This window comes from Faecalibacterium taiwanense (assembly GCF_036632915.2).
Taxonomy (GTDB): domain Bacteria; phylum Bacillota; class Clostridia; order Oscillospirales; family Ruminococcaceae; genus Faecalibacterium; species Faecalibacterium taiwanense.
In genome coordinates this window covers 1499442-1515144 of the sequence record NZ_CP155552.1, presented here as the reverse complement: position 1 = coordinate 1515144, position 15703 = coordinate 1499442, and the positions used below count along the sequence as shown (strand labels likewise).

Annotated in this window: 12 protein-coding genes, 2 tRNA genes and 1 pseudogene; 5 read left to right on the top strand and 10 right to left on the bottom strand. The window is 58.2% G+C overall.

Features of this window, described 5'->3' with window-relative positions; genetic code table 11:
* Positions 1 to 220: 220 nt before the first annotated feature.
* Genes PXT33_RS07610 through PXT33_RS07600 form a run of 3 tightly spaced genes read right to left on the bottom strand, consistent with a single transcriptional unit; the run spans position 221 to position 3557 of the window.
* Complete coding sequence (locus PXT33_RS07610) at positions 221 to 1231, bottom strand: TRAP transporter substrate-binding protein (RefSeq protein WP_332376256.1); 1011 nt, start codon at positions 1229 to 1231, stop codon at positions 221 to 223.
* Positions 1228 to 2037, bottom strand: a complete 810-nt coding sequence (locus PXT33_RS07605; RefSeq protein ID WP_005937194.1) for a response regulator — start codon at positions 2035 to 2037, stop codon at positions 1228 to 1230. The genes PXT33_RS07610 and PXT33_RS07605 overlap by 4 nt, the downstream gene beginning before the upstream one ends.
* Complete coding sequence (locus PXT33_RS07600; protein WP_332376254.1) at positions 2034 to 3557, bottom strand: histidine kinase; 1524 nt, start codon at positions 3555 to 3557, stop codon at positions 2034 to 2036. Before PXT33_RS07600 ends, PXT33_RS07605 begins: the two co-directional genes overlap by 4 nt.
* 137 nt (positions 3558 to 3694) lie before the next feature.
* Between PXT33_RS07600 and PXT33_RS07595 the strand changes: the two genes are divergently transcribed.
* The gene (locus tag PXT33_RS07595; RefSeq protein WP_332376252.1) at positions 3695 to 4228 is read left to right on the top strand and encodes a YcxB family protein; all 534 of its coding nucleotides are present in this window, start codon (positions 3695 to 3697) and stop codon (positions 4226 to 4228) included.
* Between the two features lie 136 nt (positions 4229 to 4364).
* Here the strand turns inward: PXT33_RS07595 and PXT33_RS07590 are convergent, their stop codons facing one another.
* The 3 genes from PXT33_RS07590 to PXT33_RS07580 form a co-directional block, all read right to left on the bottom strand.
* On the bottom strand, positions 4365 to 5951 hold the full coding sequence (locus PXT33_RS07590) for a mannitol dehydrogenase family protein (protein ID WP_332376250.1): 1587 nt from the start codon (positions 5949 to 5951) through the stop codon (positions 4365 to 4367).
* Positions 5952 to 5956: 5 nt separating this feature from the next.
* On the bottom strand, positions 5957 to 7057 hold the full coding sequence (gene uxuA / locus PXT33_RS07585; RefSeq protein ID WP_154258830.1) for a mannonate dehydratase: 1101 nt from the start codon (positions 7055 to 7057) through the stop codon (positions 5957 to 5959).
* 215 nt (positions 7058 to 7272) lie between these two features.
* Entirely contained in the window at positions 7273 to 8727 is a 1455-nt protein-coding gene (locus tag PXT33_RS07580; protein ID WP_154255438.1) for a lipopolysaccharide biosynthesis protein, read from the bottom strand.
* 310 nt (positions 8728 to 9037) lie between these two features.
* Here PXT33_RS07580 and PXT33_RS07575 point away from each other — a divergent pair.
* A tRNA-Leu gene (locus PXT33_RS07575) sits at positions 9038 to 9121 on the top strand.
* Positions 9122 to 9382: 261 nt separating this feature from the next.
* On the opposite strand, the gene PXT33_RS07570 is transcribed toward PXT33_RS07575, so the two are convergent.
* Positions 9383 to 9464: transfer RNA gene (locus PXT33_RS07570), tRNA-Leu, on the bottom strand.
* A gap of 157 nt (positions 9465 to 9621) precedes the next feature.
* Here PXT33_RS07570 and spoIVB point away from each other — a divergent pair.
* The 3 genes and pseudogenes from spoIVB to PXT33_RS07555 all read left to right on the top strand — a co-directional run bounded on the left by spoIVB (position 9622) and on the right by PXT33_RS07555 (position 12657).
* Complete coding sequence (gene spoIVB / locus PXT33_RS07565; protein ID WP_332376248.1) at positions 9622 to 10851, top strand: SpoIVB peptidase; 1230 nt, start codon at positions 9622 to 9624, stop codon at positions 10849 to 10851.
* Between the two features lie 134 nt (positions 10852 to 10985).
* Positions 10986 to 11743, top strand: a pseudogene (spo0A, locus tag PXT33_RS07560) (sporulation transcription factor Spo0A).
* Between the two features lie 71 nt (positions 11744 to 11814).
* Positions 11815 to 12657 carry a polysaccharide deacetylase family protein gene (locus PXT33_RS07555; protein WP_332376245.1) on the top strand — a complete coding sequence of 281 codons (843 nt, stop codon included), beginning with the start codon at positions 11815 to 11817 and terminating at the stop codon, positions 12655 to 12657.
* Between the two features lie 14 nt (positions 12658 to 12671).
* Here the strand turns inward: PXT33_RS07555 and PXT33_RS07550 are convergent, their stop codons facing one another.
* The 3 genes from PXT33_RS07550 to PXT33_RS07540 all read right to left on the bottom strand — a co-directional run bounded on the left by PXT33_RS07550 (position 12672) and on the right by PXT33_RS07540 (position 15539).
* Positions 12672 to 13517 carry a MerR family transcriptional regulator gene (locus tag PXT33_RS07550; RefSeq protein ID WP_332376244.1) on the bottom strand — a complete coding sequence of 282 codons (846 nt, stop codon included), beginning with the start codon at positions 13515 to 13517 and terminating at the stop codon, positions 12672 to 12674.
* A gap of 108 nt (positions 13518 to 13625) precedes the next feature.
* Entirely contained in the window at positions 13626 to 15029 is a 1404-nt protein-coding gene (locus PXT33_RS07545) for an aminopeptidase (protein WP_097774905.1), read from the bottom strand.
* Between the two features lie 15 nt (positions 15030 to 15044).
* Entirely contained in the window at positions 15045 to 15539 is a 495-nt protein-coding gene (locus PXT33_RS07540; protein ID WP_347070267.1) for a lytic transglycosylase domain-containing protein, read from the bottom strand.
* Between the last annotated feature and the right edge of the window lie 164 nt (positions 15540 to 15703).

Below are 15703 nucleotides of genomic sequence, written 5' to 3'. Positions count from 1 at the left end.
TTTTGAAAAAATGTCAGAATTTCTTTTGTGAAAAATGCCAAGTGCTTTGCTTTTTGTTTGTGCACCTTCGCCTAACAGATGGATACATTTCTGTATTCCAGATAGAAGCAAAGCGCTGGATGCCCTTCCCTTTGGGGTTCAGAGCACACAGCGCTTTGCCGGTTCTTTATTCTGTTTTCCTGATTTCTTTGCCCATCTTTTCCGGGCTTTGCTGTGGGGCTTATGCCTGCCGGATGCGGGCGATCAATTCGCCCTGCTGGGCAAACCGATCATACATCGGCTGCACAGCAGCACGGAACCTCGCCTTTTCTTCTTCGTCCAGCTCTGTCACCTCAATGCCTGCTGCACGCAGATCACTTTCCGATTCCGCCTCCTGCTGCGCCCAGATCCTGCGCTCCACCTTGGCGCTCTCCCGGGCACACAGGCGGATGATCTCCGGGTAGCGCTCGTCCAGTGCGGCCAGCTTTTCCATCACCATGGGGCTTGCCAGCTGCACTTCCGGCACGCGGGTGTGCTCGTCCTTCAGGAAATACGGTGCCACCTCGTAGTGACCCATGGCCTCGTAGCTGGGCCAGCTGTTCTCCGCACCATCGATCTCGCCGTTGTGCAGAGCGGCATACACCTTGCTGTACACTACCTTTACCGGCTTTGCGCCGAGGTCGGTGATCATTTCGCTCATCATGTCCGATTCCTGCACGCGGATGGTCAGGCCCTGCAGATCCGCAAGGCCTGTCACCTTCTGCCGGGTGTAGATGCTGCGCACACCGGCATCAAACCATGACAGTCCCGTCAGCTCCAGCGACTCCAGCATGGAGAGAAATTCGTCACCGATGGACCCATCCAGCACGCGCCACATCTGGTCAGCGTCGGTGTAAAGGTACGGCAGCTGCAATACGCTCAGCGCCGGCTCATACTCTGCCAGCTGGCTGAGGGACACGCGGGAGAAGTCAATGCCGCCAAACTGCATCTGCTGGATCACGCTCTGTTCCGCGCCAAGTTCTCCCCCGCTGTACACCAGCACTTTCACGCGGCCATCGGTGCGCTGGGCCACAAGATCCGCAAAGGCCAGCGCCGCCTGCGTAGTAGGATAATCCTTCGGCTGGTTCTCCGCATAGCGCAGGATCAGTTCCGCCCCCGGCTCGTCCTGCACCGGCTGATGGCCGCAGCCCGCCACCGGCAGTGCCAGCACCGCCGCGCCGAACAGGGCGGTGAGCATCTGGCGGCGGGTCACAGACGGGCCTCCCGTGCAGCCTTGGCCGCTTCCCTGCGGTACTGGGTGGGGGTCATGCCGGTGCGTTTTTTAAAGGTGCGGGCAAAATAGCTGGAATCCTCGTAGCCCACCATGGAAGCTACCTCTGCTGCCGAACGGAACGGGTCGGTGAGCAGCTCCTTGGCAGCGTTGATACGCAGCTCGGTCAGGCAGTCCAGAAAGTTCATCTTCTGGTACTTCTTGAACTGTGCCGAGAGATACGCCGGGCTGATATGCAGGATCTCGCTCACACTGTCCAGCGAGAGGTCGAACATATAGTTATCCTCCATATACTTGCGCACATGGGCCATGACCAGTGCATTGCGGTCGTTCTCCCCTGCTTCGGCGGCATCGCTCTCCGGGTCAGCTTCCGGCTCCGGTTCCACCGGAGCCAGCTCTGCAAGGCGGCGGCCCGCCTCGATCTGACGGATGGCCTTGCGGATGGAAGCTTCCACTTCGTCCGGGTTCACCGGCTTGAGCAGATAATCGCAGGCACCCAGATGCATGGCCTCGTGGGCGTACTGGAACAGACTGTAGGCCGTAACAAAGATCACCTTGCACTCCGGGCGCTGTTCCAGCACGGCGCGGGCTGCATCCAGACCGTTCATACCGGGCATCTCAATGTCCATCAGGATCAGGTCTGCGCCCCACAGCACCGCCGTATCCGCTGCCTTGCGGCCGTTCTCGGCAGTCTCGATGGTCACTTCGTGCTCAAAGCGGCGGGCCACGATGTCCGCCAGCGTTTCCCGTTCCAGTGCTTCATCATCCGCGATCAACAGACGAATCATTCCTCAAACTCCTCCTCATTCTCCACCAATGGCAGATACAGCACCACCGCCGTACCGCGTCCCGGATGGGACCGTATCACAAAGCGGCTGTTCCGATCCAGCAGACGCAGGCGGGCCGCAACATTATAAATGCCGATATGCTCCCAGCGCTCACCGGGCTGGCTGAGCGCCCCGCGCAGCTGTCGTAATTGATCCGGCTGGATGCCCACGCCGTTATCCACCACGCGGATGCACAGCAGTCCCTTCTCCCGCAGAGGGTTCACGCGGATGCGCACCACACCGCCCTCCTCTTTGGGGCAGATGCCGTGCTTGAAGGCATTTTCCACGATGGGCTGTAAAATAAAGGACGGCACCATGGTCTCGGTAAGATCCAGCGAATCGGAAATGCGCCACTCCATACGCACCCGCTCACCAAAGCGGACATGGTAGATGGAGTAATATTCATCCACGATGCGCACCTCACGGGAGAGCGGCACCTGTTCATCGTTGCTCATCAGGCTATAGCGCAGCAGGTGCGAAAGCGCCATGATGAGCGCCTGCGTACGGTAGGCCGTCTCGGTACCGGCGGTCTGCTGGATCACATTCAGGGTGTTGAACAGAAAGTGCGGGTCGATCTGGCTGCGCAGCTGCTGCAGCCGGCTGCGCTCCATGCGGTTCTGCAGCTCCAGTGCTTCGGTCTTCTGGCGGTGCAGCTCCCGCTCGATTTCGTTTTTCTCCTGCAGGGTGGTCACCTGCTGGGCCATGGAGTGCTTCATGATGTTGAAGGACTCGGCCAGCTGAGCGATCTCCGTCTGCTTGGGCAGCGGGATGTCCGGGGTGTCGAACTCACTTTTGCCAATGGCGCGGGAGGCTGCAATCATCTGCTGCACCGGCGTGAGCAGACGCATGACCAGCAAACCGGTAACGCAGCCCAGCGCCACGCACAGCGCCACCACCACCGTCTGCAGCATGGTGATGCGCTCGTTCAGGGCCGAGATGGTGGTGTAGGTGGTCTGGGAATCCTGAATGGCGGTTTCCAGCAATTGCAGGGTGTACTGGCTCAGGTAATCGCCGCAGGGCACCACCTTTGCATAATACAGCTGGGAAGCTGCGGCATCGTTGCCGCTGAGCAGGTCGTTTTCCAGCTCATCCAGCAGGCCGGTGTAGGTCTGATAGACCGTATCCACTGCGCTGTAGAGCACCCACTGCTCATCGCTGACGCTTTCCAGACTGTTCAGGCTGGTACCGATGCGCCAGAGCCATGCGTTGCAGGTGGAAGATGCCGACTGCAGCCGGTCAATGATCTCCTCCGGCTCGCTGTTCTCCCAGCGGTAGTTCTCCAGCACGGAAATAGAGCTTTCCACACCGCCCTGAAAGCGGCTGATGGCGTTGAAGCAGCCCATCTGCGCGTCCTGTACTGCCTGCACTGCTCTGGACTGGTAGCCATTGAGCGTAAGCTGCATGGCAAAGGCCGCAAAAAATGCTGCCAGACACAAGCCCATGCGCTGCTTGAGGGTGATCTGCCGCTTGCGGTGCTGCAAAGCCTGCCGCCTCCTTTCGTTTGGTAACGATTTATTGTACCACGCTTTGGGCCGGATTGGCAAGGTTTGCATGTTTTTCTCTTGCCTAAACCGCGCAATTGTGGTACGATGCCTATAAATACAAAGGAGGCGACTTTATGTCCCAGACCATCTCCGTTTCCACCACCATGGGTGAGCAGGGCTTCCGCGATTTTGCCGTGTTCGATGCATTCCATCACCGCAAAGCATGGCTGCGTCCCGCTGTTTTTGCCGCCATCATGCTGGCTTTTGCCGCCGTCTGCCTTTCGCAGCTGGGCAAGCGCTCGGGTGCCGGGCTGCTGGCTGCTGTGCTTGCCATTGTGGGCATCGGCCTGCCGGTGAGCTACTTTTACTCGTTCTTCCGCAGCGTTTCCCGGCAGATCAAACAGATGCACCTGCCGCGTGCCTTCTACCGTGTGGAGCTGGCCGACACCGGCATTGCTGTGTGGATGTACGGCCAGCAGGACAAGCCCGAACCCACCAGCCGCCACGCATGGGACAGCTTTTACTGCGCCTACCGCACGGACAATGCGGTGTACCTCTACGTAGAGAAAGAGAAAGCTTACTTACTGAACGACCGCATGGAAGCGGTGTGGAAGTTTTTGGCCGGCATCCTGCCCAAAGAAAAGCTGCACGACTGCAGAAAAGGCTAAACCCAAAAATATGCACACGCAAAAAAGAACTGCTGACATTTCGTTCAGCAGTTCTTTTCTTTTATAAAGACCCACGCTGCGGCAAAGCAAAGCGCAGCGCGGGTGCGAAGATAGCTTATGTTATTGCGTCAGCCGATCAGCGGGCAAGCGTATACTTGTGCAGGGTCTTGCGCACAGCGCCGGGGCCTGCAAACAGCTCCTTGGCCATTGCCTCGATCTTCTCGCCCAGACCAACGGCATACAGATCCACGCCGAACACGTCAACACGGCTGTACAGCTTCTTCAGGCAGCTGAAGTCCTGCTCGCCTTCCTTGACCTCCAGCGGAGCAACGATGGCCTGCAGCTCAGTCAGCAGCGGATCGGTGGAAGGCTCAAAGGCCTGACCGTTGTCATCGATGCCCTTCAGGTAGCGGGCGTAGCCTGCCAGCACCAGCGGGATCAGGATCAGGTTGCTCTTGTCCAGACCGCGTGCCTCGTAGGCCTTGATGGTCTCACCAAAGCGGATGGCCAGCTTCTGGGAGGTATCGGTTGCGATACGCTGGGGAGCATCCGGCATGAAGGGGTTGGGCAGACGGCGGTTGATGACAGCGCCGATGAACTCGTAGGGGTTCAGCACGCCGGGATCAACGACCACAGGCATTGCCTCGATGTAACCGATCTTCTGGATGAAGGCACGCAGGTCTTCATCGGCCATCTCGGCGGAGATGAGGGTGTAACCCAGCATGCAGCCATAGATGGACATGGCAGTGTGCAGCGGGTTCAGGCAGGTGCACACCTTCATCTTCTCGATCTTGTCCACGGTCTCGCGGTCGCAGTACAGCACACCGCCCAGCTCCAGCGGAGGACGGCCATTGGTGTAGTGATCCTCGATGCACAGGTACTGGGTCTCCTCGGCGTTGACGAAGGGAGCGGTGAAGGTGTGCTTCTCGGTGACGATGGTGTAGTTGTCCTCAAAGCCGTCGTCGGCCAGCATCTGCTGGACCTTGGCATCCGGGCGCGGGGTGATCTTGTCGATCATGCTCCACGGGAAGGTGATCTTGGTCTCGTCCTGCACATAGGCCAGGAACTCGGCGGGCACCAGACCCTGCTCCACCCACTTGGCAGCATAGGCGTGGACAGCGTTCTTGACCTTATCGCCGTTGTGGGAGCAGTTATCCATGCTCTGGACGGTCAGGGGCAGCTTGCCGGCCTTGAAGCGTTCGTACAGCAGAGCAGTGACCTTGCCCATGGCCAGCACGGGGGTCAGGCCGCGTTCCAGATCAGCAGGAGCAACGCCGTAGCCCTTCTCGGTGATGGTGAAGGAGATCATCTGCAGGCTGGGGTTCTGGAAGATCTCCACCAGACGTGCCCAGTCCTCGCCGAAGGAGTAGTCAGCCTTCAGGCTCTCGGTAACGGAAGCCACCACCTTCTTCTCGATCTCGCCGGTGGACTTCAGGCAGACCAGCAGGCTCATATTGTCGTAGGGACGATAAGCCTTGTCGATGATCTCGTAGTCAAAGCTCTCGGCCACGATGACACCGCGGTCATACTTGCCGGTGTTCAGCGCATCGTTCAGGATGGCAGCCGGGAATGCACGGAAGATATTGCCTGCGCCGAAGTGCACCCAGGTGGGTTCGGCGTGGGTCTTGGCCTTGACAGCCTCGATATCGAATTTGGGCAGCTCATAGCCCTTCTCTGCCCACTCGGCGGACAGATTGCCGTTTTTGATCTCAGACAGCTTCATATTTATCAGCCCTTCTTTTTCTCTTCATCCAGACGATCCAGCAGATCCCAGACACCCAGCATGTACTGAACGCCCAGAGCACGGTCATACTTGCCGTAACCAGGGCGGCAGTTGCCGGGGCCTTCCTCCCACAGCTGACGGCCGTGGTCGGGACGGATGTAGCCCTCAAAGCCGCAGTCATGGTAAGCACGCAGCACCTCGATGATGCCGGTCTCGCCGCAGCAGTCGCGGTGAGCAGCCTCGGAGAAGTCGCCGTTGGGGAAGTGGTGGATGTTGCGGATGTGACCAAAGGCAATGCGGTCGCAGTGCTTGCGCACGATCTCGGCACAGTTGTTGTTGGGGTTTGCGTTCAGGCTGCCGGTGCACAGGGTCAGGCAGTTGTACGGATCATCCACCATGCTCAGGAAGCGGTCGATGCTCTCAGCATCCACCAGCAGACGGGGCAGGCCGAAGATATCCCAAGGGGGATCATCCTGATGGATAGCCATTTTGATGCCGCACTCATGGCAGGTGGGCATCAGTGCTTCCAGGAAGTACTTCAGGTTTTCCCACAGCTTTTCCTTGGTGACAGGGGCGTAAGCCTTGAACAGCTCGTCCAGCTTTGCCATGCGCTCCGGCTCCCAGCCGGGGAAGGTCATGTTATACTTCTCAGTGAAGGACATGATGTACTCAGCCATAGCCTTGTAATCGCCCTTGATCTTGTCCTTCTCATAGAACAGTGCAGTGGAGCCGTCGCCCACGGGGTGGAACAGATCGGTACGGGTCCAGTCGAACACCGGCATGAAGTTGTAGCAGATGACCTTGACACCGAACTTGGACAGATTGCGGATGCACTGCTTGTAGTTCTCGATGTACTTGTCGCGGGTGGGCAGGCCGATCTTGATGTCATCGTGGACGTTGACCGACTCGACCACGTCCATGTCAAAGCCGTAGGCGTGGATCTGATCGGCTACCTTCTGGATCTCGTCGATCTCCCAGATCTCGCCGGGCATCTTGTCGTGCAGCGCCCAGACGATGCTGGTCACGCCGGGGATCTGCTTGATGTCGCTCAGGCTGATGGGATCGTTGCCCTCGCCATACCAGCGCCAACCCATTTTCATAGGCATAGGAAAATCCTCCTGTTTTATATTTTCTGCTTTGCATTTTCCGCGCAGCCGTGTGCCGCGCTCTTGTACTTATATTCTAGTATATCAGTTGCGTTTTTTCAATGGTCGCTTTGCCGGTTTTTAATGTTTCTTCTTGTATACTTTAGACAAAAAGAACAAAAATCCGTCGGACATCACCCGCCCGACGGATTTTTACACGATTCCAAATGCCGGTTTCAGCGTTTCAGCTTCTGCCGGATGGACGGAGCCAGCACATCCTTGAAATATTCAAAGGTGTCCAATTCCAGAATGGCAGAGCCTGTCAGATAAATGCCCAGACCAACCACCACCTGAATGATCACCGTCAGCAGATCCGGCAGGTGCAGGAAAATGACCAGATACATGCACAGGCCCGCGCCCGCTGCCAGCAGCAGGGTCGGCAGGATATCGCGCATCTGTTCCAGATAGCCATAGCCGATCAGCTTTTTGTTGAGCTGTGCATCCAGGATCTGGGTCACAACATTCGTGATCAGCATACCATATGCAATGGCCTCGACGCTGACACGGAATGTTGCCAGCAGAAGAAGGATGCACACCCCTTCGTTCAAAAGCTGACATTTCAGGTAAAGATCGCTGCGGCCCACCGCCTTGGCTGCATTCAGGTTTGCCGTGATGATCGGCCAGCACACATACCCCAGACAGAACACCCTGAGGAACAGCACACAGGGCAGCCACTTCTCGGTGAGGATCAGGCGCACCAGCGGTTCGGCACAGAACGCAGTGCTCATCATCACCGGCGCAATAATATAGGTACAGGTCTTGATGGAGCGGCGGGTCATGTTCTTGACCTGCGCACGGTCATCCTGCAGTGAGGACATGACCGGGAACAAAACGCTCTCAATGGAAGTATCCACGCTTGACGCGATATTATAAGTCAGGTTATCGCCCTGATTGTAATACGCCAGATCCGCCGAGGTGTACATCTTGCCGATGATCAGGCTGCGCAGGTTGTTGTAGATGACGCTGCTCAGCGACGAGGCCAGCAGCTTCCAGCCATAAGAGAGCAGCCCTTTCAGGTGCTGCCACGAAAACTCCATCTTAGGCCGCCAGGAGGACAGCTTCCACAGCACCAGCGTGTCCACCGTGATATTGGATACCTGCTGCACCACCAGCGCCCAGACTCCAAAACCCATGTAGGCAAGGCCCAGGCCCAGGACCGTGGATACGATCGCGCCCGCAAAGGCGGAATAGAAAAAATACTGGAACTTCATGTTCCGGGTCACATGCGCCTGCTGGATCGTTTTGATGCCGCAGACCGCCACTGTCAGGCTGATGCCGCGAAAGATCGGGGTCATGCTGGGGTCATTGTAGAAAGCAGCCAGATACGGTGCCGCCACGAACATTCCCCCATACAGCACAAAGCTGATCACAATGCTGAAAAAGAACGCCGACGAGTAATCCAGCTCGTCCACTTCCTTCTTCTGCACCAGCGCGGTGCCAATGCCGCAGTCCAGCAGGACATACATGATATTGTTGAACACCGTCACCAGTGCCACCTTGCCGTAATCATCGGGTGTAAGGATGCGCGCCAGAAGGATGGACACCACCGCTGAGATCAGCTGCACACCGCACCGCTCTGCAAAGCGCCAGAAAAAACCGTTTACAATAACATTTTCTTTTTTCTCGTTCATTCCTGCGTCCACTCAAATTCCTTTCAAAAAACCGGTCGGTCTGCACCCTGCGCAGAAATGCATTTCCGCCGTATCCTTATCATCTTCTTCCCTGCTGCCAAAACAACTGAGCAGAGATAGTTAGTTATATAGTATCACACCCATCCATGCATTTCAACCAACATATTCTTAAGAAATGACGGCCCGAAAATTTCATTTAAAAAGAGAAAAAGCGCTTGACTATCTGCCGGGAACGTGGTAATATATTCAAGCAGTCCGCATCACGGTCTTTCACCTCAGAGATTTCAGGGCTGCGAAAACAATACGGTATGCGAGGGTGGCGGAACTGGCAGACGCGCACGTTTGAGGTGCGTGTGGTTTATCCTTGGGGGTTCGAGTCCCCTTCCTCGCACCAAAAACCAGTACACATTGTGTGCTGGTTTTTCTTTTTGTGCGAGGGAGGGGATCTCGAACAAGGCGGCGGCATTTATGCCGCAAGCAAAGCCACAGTGCGTTTGCTTAGCCTGCGGGTCCCAACCCGTAGGAATGTCTATCAGGGGTGTACCCATTTTGTACCGGTTTCTTTTTGTGCGAGGGAGCAGACCTCGAACAACACTATATATTATATAAAAGAAAGCGCGATGAATTCTGAGAACTCATCGCGTTTTTTCTCTTATGCGGGTAGTGGGGGTCGAACCCACACGCCTTGCGGCACAGGAACCTAAATCCTGCGCGTCTGCCAATTCCACCATACCCGCGTATTCTTCTATTCTGCAGCTGCGGCCAAACCGCCTTAATATAGTATCAGTTCCGGCGGCAAAAGTCAATCACTGCATTGATATTTCCGCCCTTCACAGCGCATACTATCGCCGGACGATCGTATCATTTTCCATGGCGGAAAGGGGCTTTTTGCCGATGCGCAGATCAAAACTACGCCGCGCTGGCAGCATTGCGGTAACTTATCTTCTGGTGGCCGCGCTGGCGGTGCTGGGCTGGCTGTGGCACAGTCTGCCTGCTGAAATTTTGCTGGAACCCGGCCAGACCCTTACCCTGCCCCGTTTTGCCTATGTGCAGCCGCTGCGCACCGCTGGCTCCCGCAACGCGGCCAGCACGCAGGCTGCGGGCAGCTATCAGGCCACTTTGTCCATTGGCGGGTGGCTGCCCGTCAAGACTGTGCGCGCTCTGGTGGAAACACGTCCGGTGGTAACCGTGTGCGGTACGCCTTTCGGCGTTAAGATGTTCTCCGAGGGTGCGCTCATTGTGGGCTTTTCCGACCTGAACACCCCGGACGGCACCGCAAACCCCGCCAAGAAGGCCGGGCTGCGGCTGGGCGACCGGGTGGTGCGCATGGATGACACCCTGACCGAGACGAACGATGCCGTGCACGATGCTCTGGAAACGGCCGCAGGCGCACCGGTGCAGGTGGTCTATATCCGCAATGGTGAGCAATTCCAGACCCGGCTGACCCCCGTGTGGGACAGCACCGCCGGACAGTGGCGCGCCGGGATGTGGGTGCGGGATTCTTCCGCCGGGGTAGGCACCATGACCTTTGTGGACAATGTCGCCGGGGTGTTTGCCGGGCTTGGCCACCCCATCAGCGACAGCGACACCGGTGAGAGCGTGGCCCTGCGCAGCGGCGAGATCGTCCCCTGCCAGATCGTGGGGTGTACCAGCGGCACCGTGGGCAGCCCCGGTGAGCTGAAGGGCCGCTTTCTGAGCACCCATGCGCTTGGCAGCATCTGCATCAACGGCAAGACCGGGGTCTATGGCAGAACACGGGCTGCATTTTCCGGCCCGGAGCTGGAGATGGCTTTTGCGCAGGAGGTGGTGCCGGGCGATGCCGAGATCTGGACGACTGTGGACGGCGAGGTGCCCAAGGCATACCGCATCCGCATTGAAAAGGTAAACGACGCAGACCCCCACCGCAACATGATCCTGCGCGTGACCGACCGGCAGCTGCTTGCCAAAACCGGCGGCATCGTGCAGGGCATGAGCGGCAGTCCCATCCTGCAGAACGGCAGACTGGTGGGTGCAGTGACCCATGTGCTGGTAAACGACCCCACGCGGGGCTACGGCATTTTTGCTCAGACCATGCTCAAGCAGGCCCGCGCTGTTGAAAAGACAGACGATGCTGCGCAGCCATAAAGCTGATCTGCAAAAAAATTTGCGCATTTCGATTTTCTTTGCCAAAATTTACCAATATAAACCGTTGAAAGTTCTGGAAAATTATGGTAAAATCCATGGTGTTAAGGGAACTGCACACATTGGAGGAAACAACCATGGACAAAGTTAGATTTTTGATGTCGGATACTGGTGCCCCGTTCACTGCCGCCTGCCGCGAAGCGCTGGAGCAGAAGGGCGTGGACGTGACCGTTGTGGAAAAGGACGGCAACAAGGTCCTGCAGAAAATGCTCACCGTGCGCCCGCAGGTGGTCCTGCTGGATGCTTTTATGCCCGGTCTGGATGCCCTTGCGGTAAAGCAGCGCTACAATGCCGCCGGTGAGCGGCACACCTCCTTCTTCGTGACCGGTGCCTTCCAGAGCGAAGAGATGGTACAGGAGCTGCTGGACGAAGGCTTTGCCTACTACTTTGTAAAGCCCTTTGATGAGACCGTGCTTGCCGCACGGGTGCTCAAGGCGGCACTTGGCCCGGAAAAGCACATCCTGCACACCAGTGTGGACAGCGATGAGCTGACCGTTACCGAGATCCTGCATCAGATCGGCGTCCCTGCCCACATCAAGGGCTACCAGTTCCTGCGGGATGCCATCCTGCTCACCATGAACGAGCCGGAGTATATCAACGCCGTGACCAAGCGTCTGTACCCGGAAATCGCCAAGAAAAACGGCACCACCGCCAGCCGGGTGGAGCGCGCCATCCGCCACGCCATCGAGGTGGCATGGGACCGGGGTGATGTGGACACCCTCAACAGCTACTTCGGTTATACCATCCATAACCTGCGGGAAAACCCACCAACAGCGAGTTCATTGCGATGATCGCTGACAAGATGCGGCTGGACAAACGCCAGAGAGTGGGCTGATTTTTTCATAGAATCCGCCGTCGTTCATATTCTGATAAGAGCAAACCAAACAGACAAAGGAGGTTTTGCTCTTGAAGCTTGCAGAATATCTCGCACGGCGCAGGCGGGCCAGAGTTGCTGCCGTGATGCTGTTCGCCCTCATTATGGGGTTTGTATCTGCTGCGCCGCCGGTCGTCACCGGATGTCAGGCGCAGGATCTTACCCCGGCACCGGACACTTCGATGCTCTCCCCCGCCATTTCGGCTCTGGCACAGGAGCAACAGGAGCCTGCTGCCCAGCCGCTGCCGGAAAAGTGGGTCTGCCTGACCTTTGACGACGGCCCCAGCAAGACCACACCGGATGTGCTCAGCGCGCTGAACGCAGCCGGAGTGCACGCCACATTTTTTGTGGTGGCTACCGGTTACAACGAGAAGTATCTGCCCCTGCTCACCGAAGCGGTCAGCGCCGGGCACCAGATCGCGCTGCACTCTGCTTCCCACGAGTACAGCGATATCTACCGCAGCAGCGACGCTTATTGGGAGGACATTGCCCTTTTAAAGGAGCGCATTGCGCCCTATGTGGATGCCGAGAGCATCCGGTATCTACGGTTTCCGGGCGGCAGCACCAACACCGTCAGTCGGCGCTACGGCGGCAAAAGCCTGATGAAGCAGCTGAAAGCCGAAGTAGAGCAAAAAGGCTGGCAGTGGGTGGACTGGAACGTGTGCGCCGAGGACGCCGTAGGCGGGCACCCAAGCGCGGGCACCATCTACCGCAATGTGGTGCACGAGACCGGGCAGCAGACGAACTGCATCGTATTGATGCACGATTCTTCCTCCACACACACCACCGCCGAAGCACTGCCGGACATCATCCGGTGGTATGCAGACAACGGCTACACCTTTCTGACGGTGGCCGAAGCTCTGCCGCTAAGCTGAGCAGACTGGCCCAGTTACAGCCGGTGTTCAAAGCCGCGGCCAAGCAGGACCCCTGCCGCTGCCAGTGCTGCCAGCCAGAGCCAGTCCGCTCCGCCGGTCGCCACCCAGCCTGCCGCCAGAATGGCGGCAAAGGTGAACACCGGCGGCAGCACGATACGCGCGATGCGCAGCAGCTTTTCCCGCCGGGACGGAAGCCCGGTGTTCAGCTGTTCCGGAGATGCAGCATCACAGCAGATCTCATCGCGGTACTTGCCCGGGTTGCGGTAGGCTTTGTATAGGATCCCATCCAGCGAAAATTCCGGGTACATTCCTTCTTTTGTCAGGCTGAGCTGCATCCCGTTGGCCTTTGCGTAGGTCTGCAGGGCCGCTGTGAACTCCTGCGGGGTGTTGATGCTGCCCTCCGGAATAAAGGAAAAATGCCTCTGATGCTGCACCTGCGCCAGCGTGCGGTAATCCTGCACCCAGCCGCAGAAAAAGTTCTGCGGCTGCGCAGGGTCCTCCATCCGGGACAGGCAGGCGTCCACATCCAGTGATGCCACAGACGGGTCCTGCCGGGCCAGTTCTGCACAAAAACGCGCCGCCCCTTCCAGCTGCTTTGCGCGCTGTTCCAGTGCGGTCTTTTGCTCCCGCAGGACACTCCCCAGCGATGCATCGCCTGCAAGCACGGATCGGATGACCGGAAGCGGCACATCCAGCATCCGCAGCATCCGGATGAACCGGAGAGTGCGGATGTCCTGTTCCGTGTAATCACGGTAGTCGTTGCCAGGCAGCCGGGCGGGATTCAGAAGTCCTTCTTTTTCATAGAAGCGGATATTGGGGGCAGACACCCCGCTCTGTTTCGAAGCCTGTTTGATGTTCATTTGCTTCACCTCCGCACTCACATTACACCTTAAAGACACTTGAAGGTCAAGTTTTTTCAAAAAAAGCCCCGGAATGCGCGCGGCTGCGGGCGATCCGGGGCTAAATCTTTATTCCGCGTTCTGGCAGAACAGTGCAAAGGTGCGGTAAGCCATGTACAGGTCGGTCTTATGGATGACCTCGAAGGGCGAGTGCATGGACAGCACCGGCACGCCGATGTCCAGCACCGGGATGCCCCGGTTGGCCACGTACTTGGCAATGGTGCCGCCGCCGCCCAGATCCAGACGGCCCAGCTCACCGATCTGCCATGCCACACCATTGGCATCCAGCAGGCGGGTGATGTCCCCTACCAGCTCGGCGGAAGCATCGCTGGCAGAGCTCTTGCCGCGGCTGCCGGTGTACTTGAAGAAGGCCACGCCGCGGCCTGCGTAAGTACCGTTCTGCGGCTCGAAGGCGTTTGCCCAGGAGGGGTCGTAGGCGGCGGTCACATCGGCGGAGAGACACACGCTGTTCTGGAAGGCAAGGATGTCGTCCTGACCGGCGGCGCGGCACAGCAGCTGCATAAAGTGGAACACATACATGCTCTGCATGCCGGTCACACCGTCGGAGCCGATCTCTTCCTTATCGGTCAGCACGCAGACGGTGGTGTGCACAGGATCTTTCGTCTCGATCTCGGCCATAAGGGCGGGGTATGCGTCCACCCGGTCATCGTGGCCGTAGCCGCCCACCATGGAGCGGTCAAAGCCCACGTCCCGGGCCTTATGGGCGGGCACCACCTCGATCTCAGCGCGGGTGAAGTCCCGCTCGGTGATGCCGTACTTTTCGTGCAGCAGCATCAGGGTGTTGAGCTTGACGGCCTCCTTGATGTCGGCATCCTCCACAGCGTCGGAGCCGATGAGCACGTTCAGCTCCTCGGCCTTGATGCCCTCGCTGAGCTTGCGGTCGTTCTGCTCGGCACCCAGATGGGGCAGCAGGTCGGTGATGCAGAACACGGGGTCATTCTCGTCCTCACCCACTGCAAAGGACACGCTGGAGCCATCGGCACGGGTGAACACGCCGTGGATGGCCAGCGGCATGGTGCCCCACTGGTACTTGCGGATGCCGCCGTAATAGTGGGTCTTGAAGTAGCTGAGGTGGTCTGCTTCGTACAGCGGGTTCGGGCGCAGGTCCAGACGGGGGCTGTCGATGTGGGCGATCACCAGACGGAAGCCCTCCTCAAAAGATTTCCGGCCGATGGTAGCGGCCACCACCGCCTTGTGTTCCTGCACAAAGTAGATCTTCTGGCCGGGGGCATAGGTCTTTTTCGGCTCAAACTTTTCGTAACCGGCCTCCAGCAGCAGCTTTTCGCTGGCGGCGGCAGCTTCGCGCTCGGTCTTGGCAGCGTTCAGGAAGGCTTTGTAGCCTTCGGCAAAGGCTGCAGCCTTCTCCTTCACGTCGGCGCTCTTGTCGGCAGCGTACTCCGGCTTGTAAAGCAGCTGTTCGGCAGCCTGCTTTGCGGTAAGTTTCTCGCTCATTTTCCTTATCTCCTCTCAGCTTTCTGCATAGATACGCTGATACCGCGCATAGCAGGAAGTGATCTTTTTTACGTAGTGGTTCATCTGGTTATAGGGAAAGCCCTGCAGCGTTTCGCCGTCTGCGGAGTGCTCTTCCATCTGTAAAAGAGCATCTACCGTGCCCCACCCGCTGTGATAAGCGGCAGCGGCAGTGGCAACATCGCCGTTGTAGCGCTCCATGCACAGGTGCAGGTAATAGCATCCGAACCGGATGCTGGTCTCCGGGTCGTAGAGATTTGCAAAGAGCAGTCCTTCGTCCGGTGCGATCTTGCTGCGCAGCCAGATAAAGGTCTCCTCGGTCATCTGCATCAGGCCCCGGGCATCCACAGTGGAGGTGGCCTGCGGGTCAAAGCCGCTTTCGGTGCGGATGAAGGCATCCACCAGAAGCGGGTCAAGGCCGTAAGTCTCCGCCCACTGGTCCACCAGCACTTCGTACTTGCGGGGTATAAAAGCCGTTCTGCCCTGCCCCACAAGTTGGGCACCAGCACAAACAGCAGGATCAGCGCCATGCCCAGCAGGAACAGCCTGCGGCTGCGCATTTTTTTGCGGCGGCGTGCCTTCTGGGCGCGGAGAGCGCGGCGGATGCGGGCCGTCTCCGGGTCGTACTGCGGTGCAGGATCTTGTTCGTTATATCG

Coding starts and splice junctions, on each gene's coding strand:
- PXT33_RS07605 (WP_005937194.1), bottom strand. CDS start 2,037: ATGATTCGTCTGTTGATCGCGGATGATGAAGCACTGGAACGGGAAACG.
- PXT33_RS07595 (WP_332376252.1), top strand. CDS start 3,695: ATGTCCCAGACCATCTCCGTTTCCACCACCATGGGTGAGCAGGGCTTC.
- PXT33_RS07590 (WP_332376250.1), bottom strand. CDS start 5,951: ATGAAGCTGTCTGAGATCAAAAACGGCAATCTGTCCGCCGAGTGGGCA.
- uxuA (WP_154258830.1), bottom strand. CDS start 7,057: ATGCCTATGAAAATGGGTTGGCGCTGGTATGGCGAGGGCAACGATCCC.
- PXT33_RS07580 (WP_154255438.1), bottom strand. CDS start 8,727: ATGAACGAGAAAAAAGAAAATGTTATTGTAAACGGTTTTTTCTGGCGC.
- spoIVB (WP_332376248.1), top strand. CDS start 9,622: ATGCGCAGATCAAAACTACGCCGCGCTGGCAGCATTGCGGTAACTTAT.
- PXT33_RS07550 (WP_332376244.1), bottom strand. CDS start 13,517: ATGAACATCAAACAGGCTTCGAAACAGAGCGGGGTGTCTGCCCCCAAT.
- PXT33_RS07545 (WP_097774905.1), bottom strand. CDS start 15,029: ATGAGCGAGAAACTTACCGCAAAGCAGGCTGCCGAACAGCTGCTTTAC.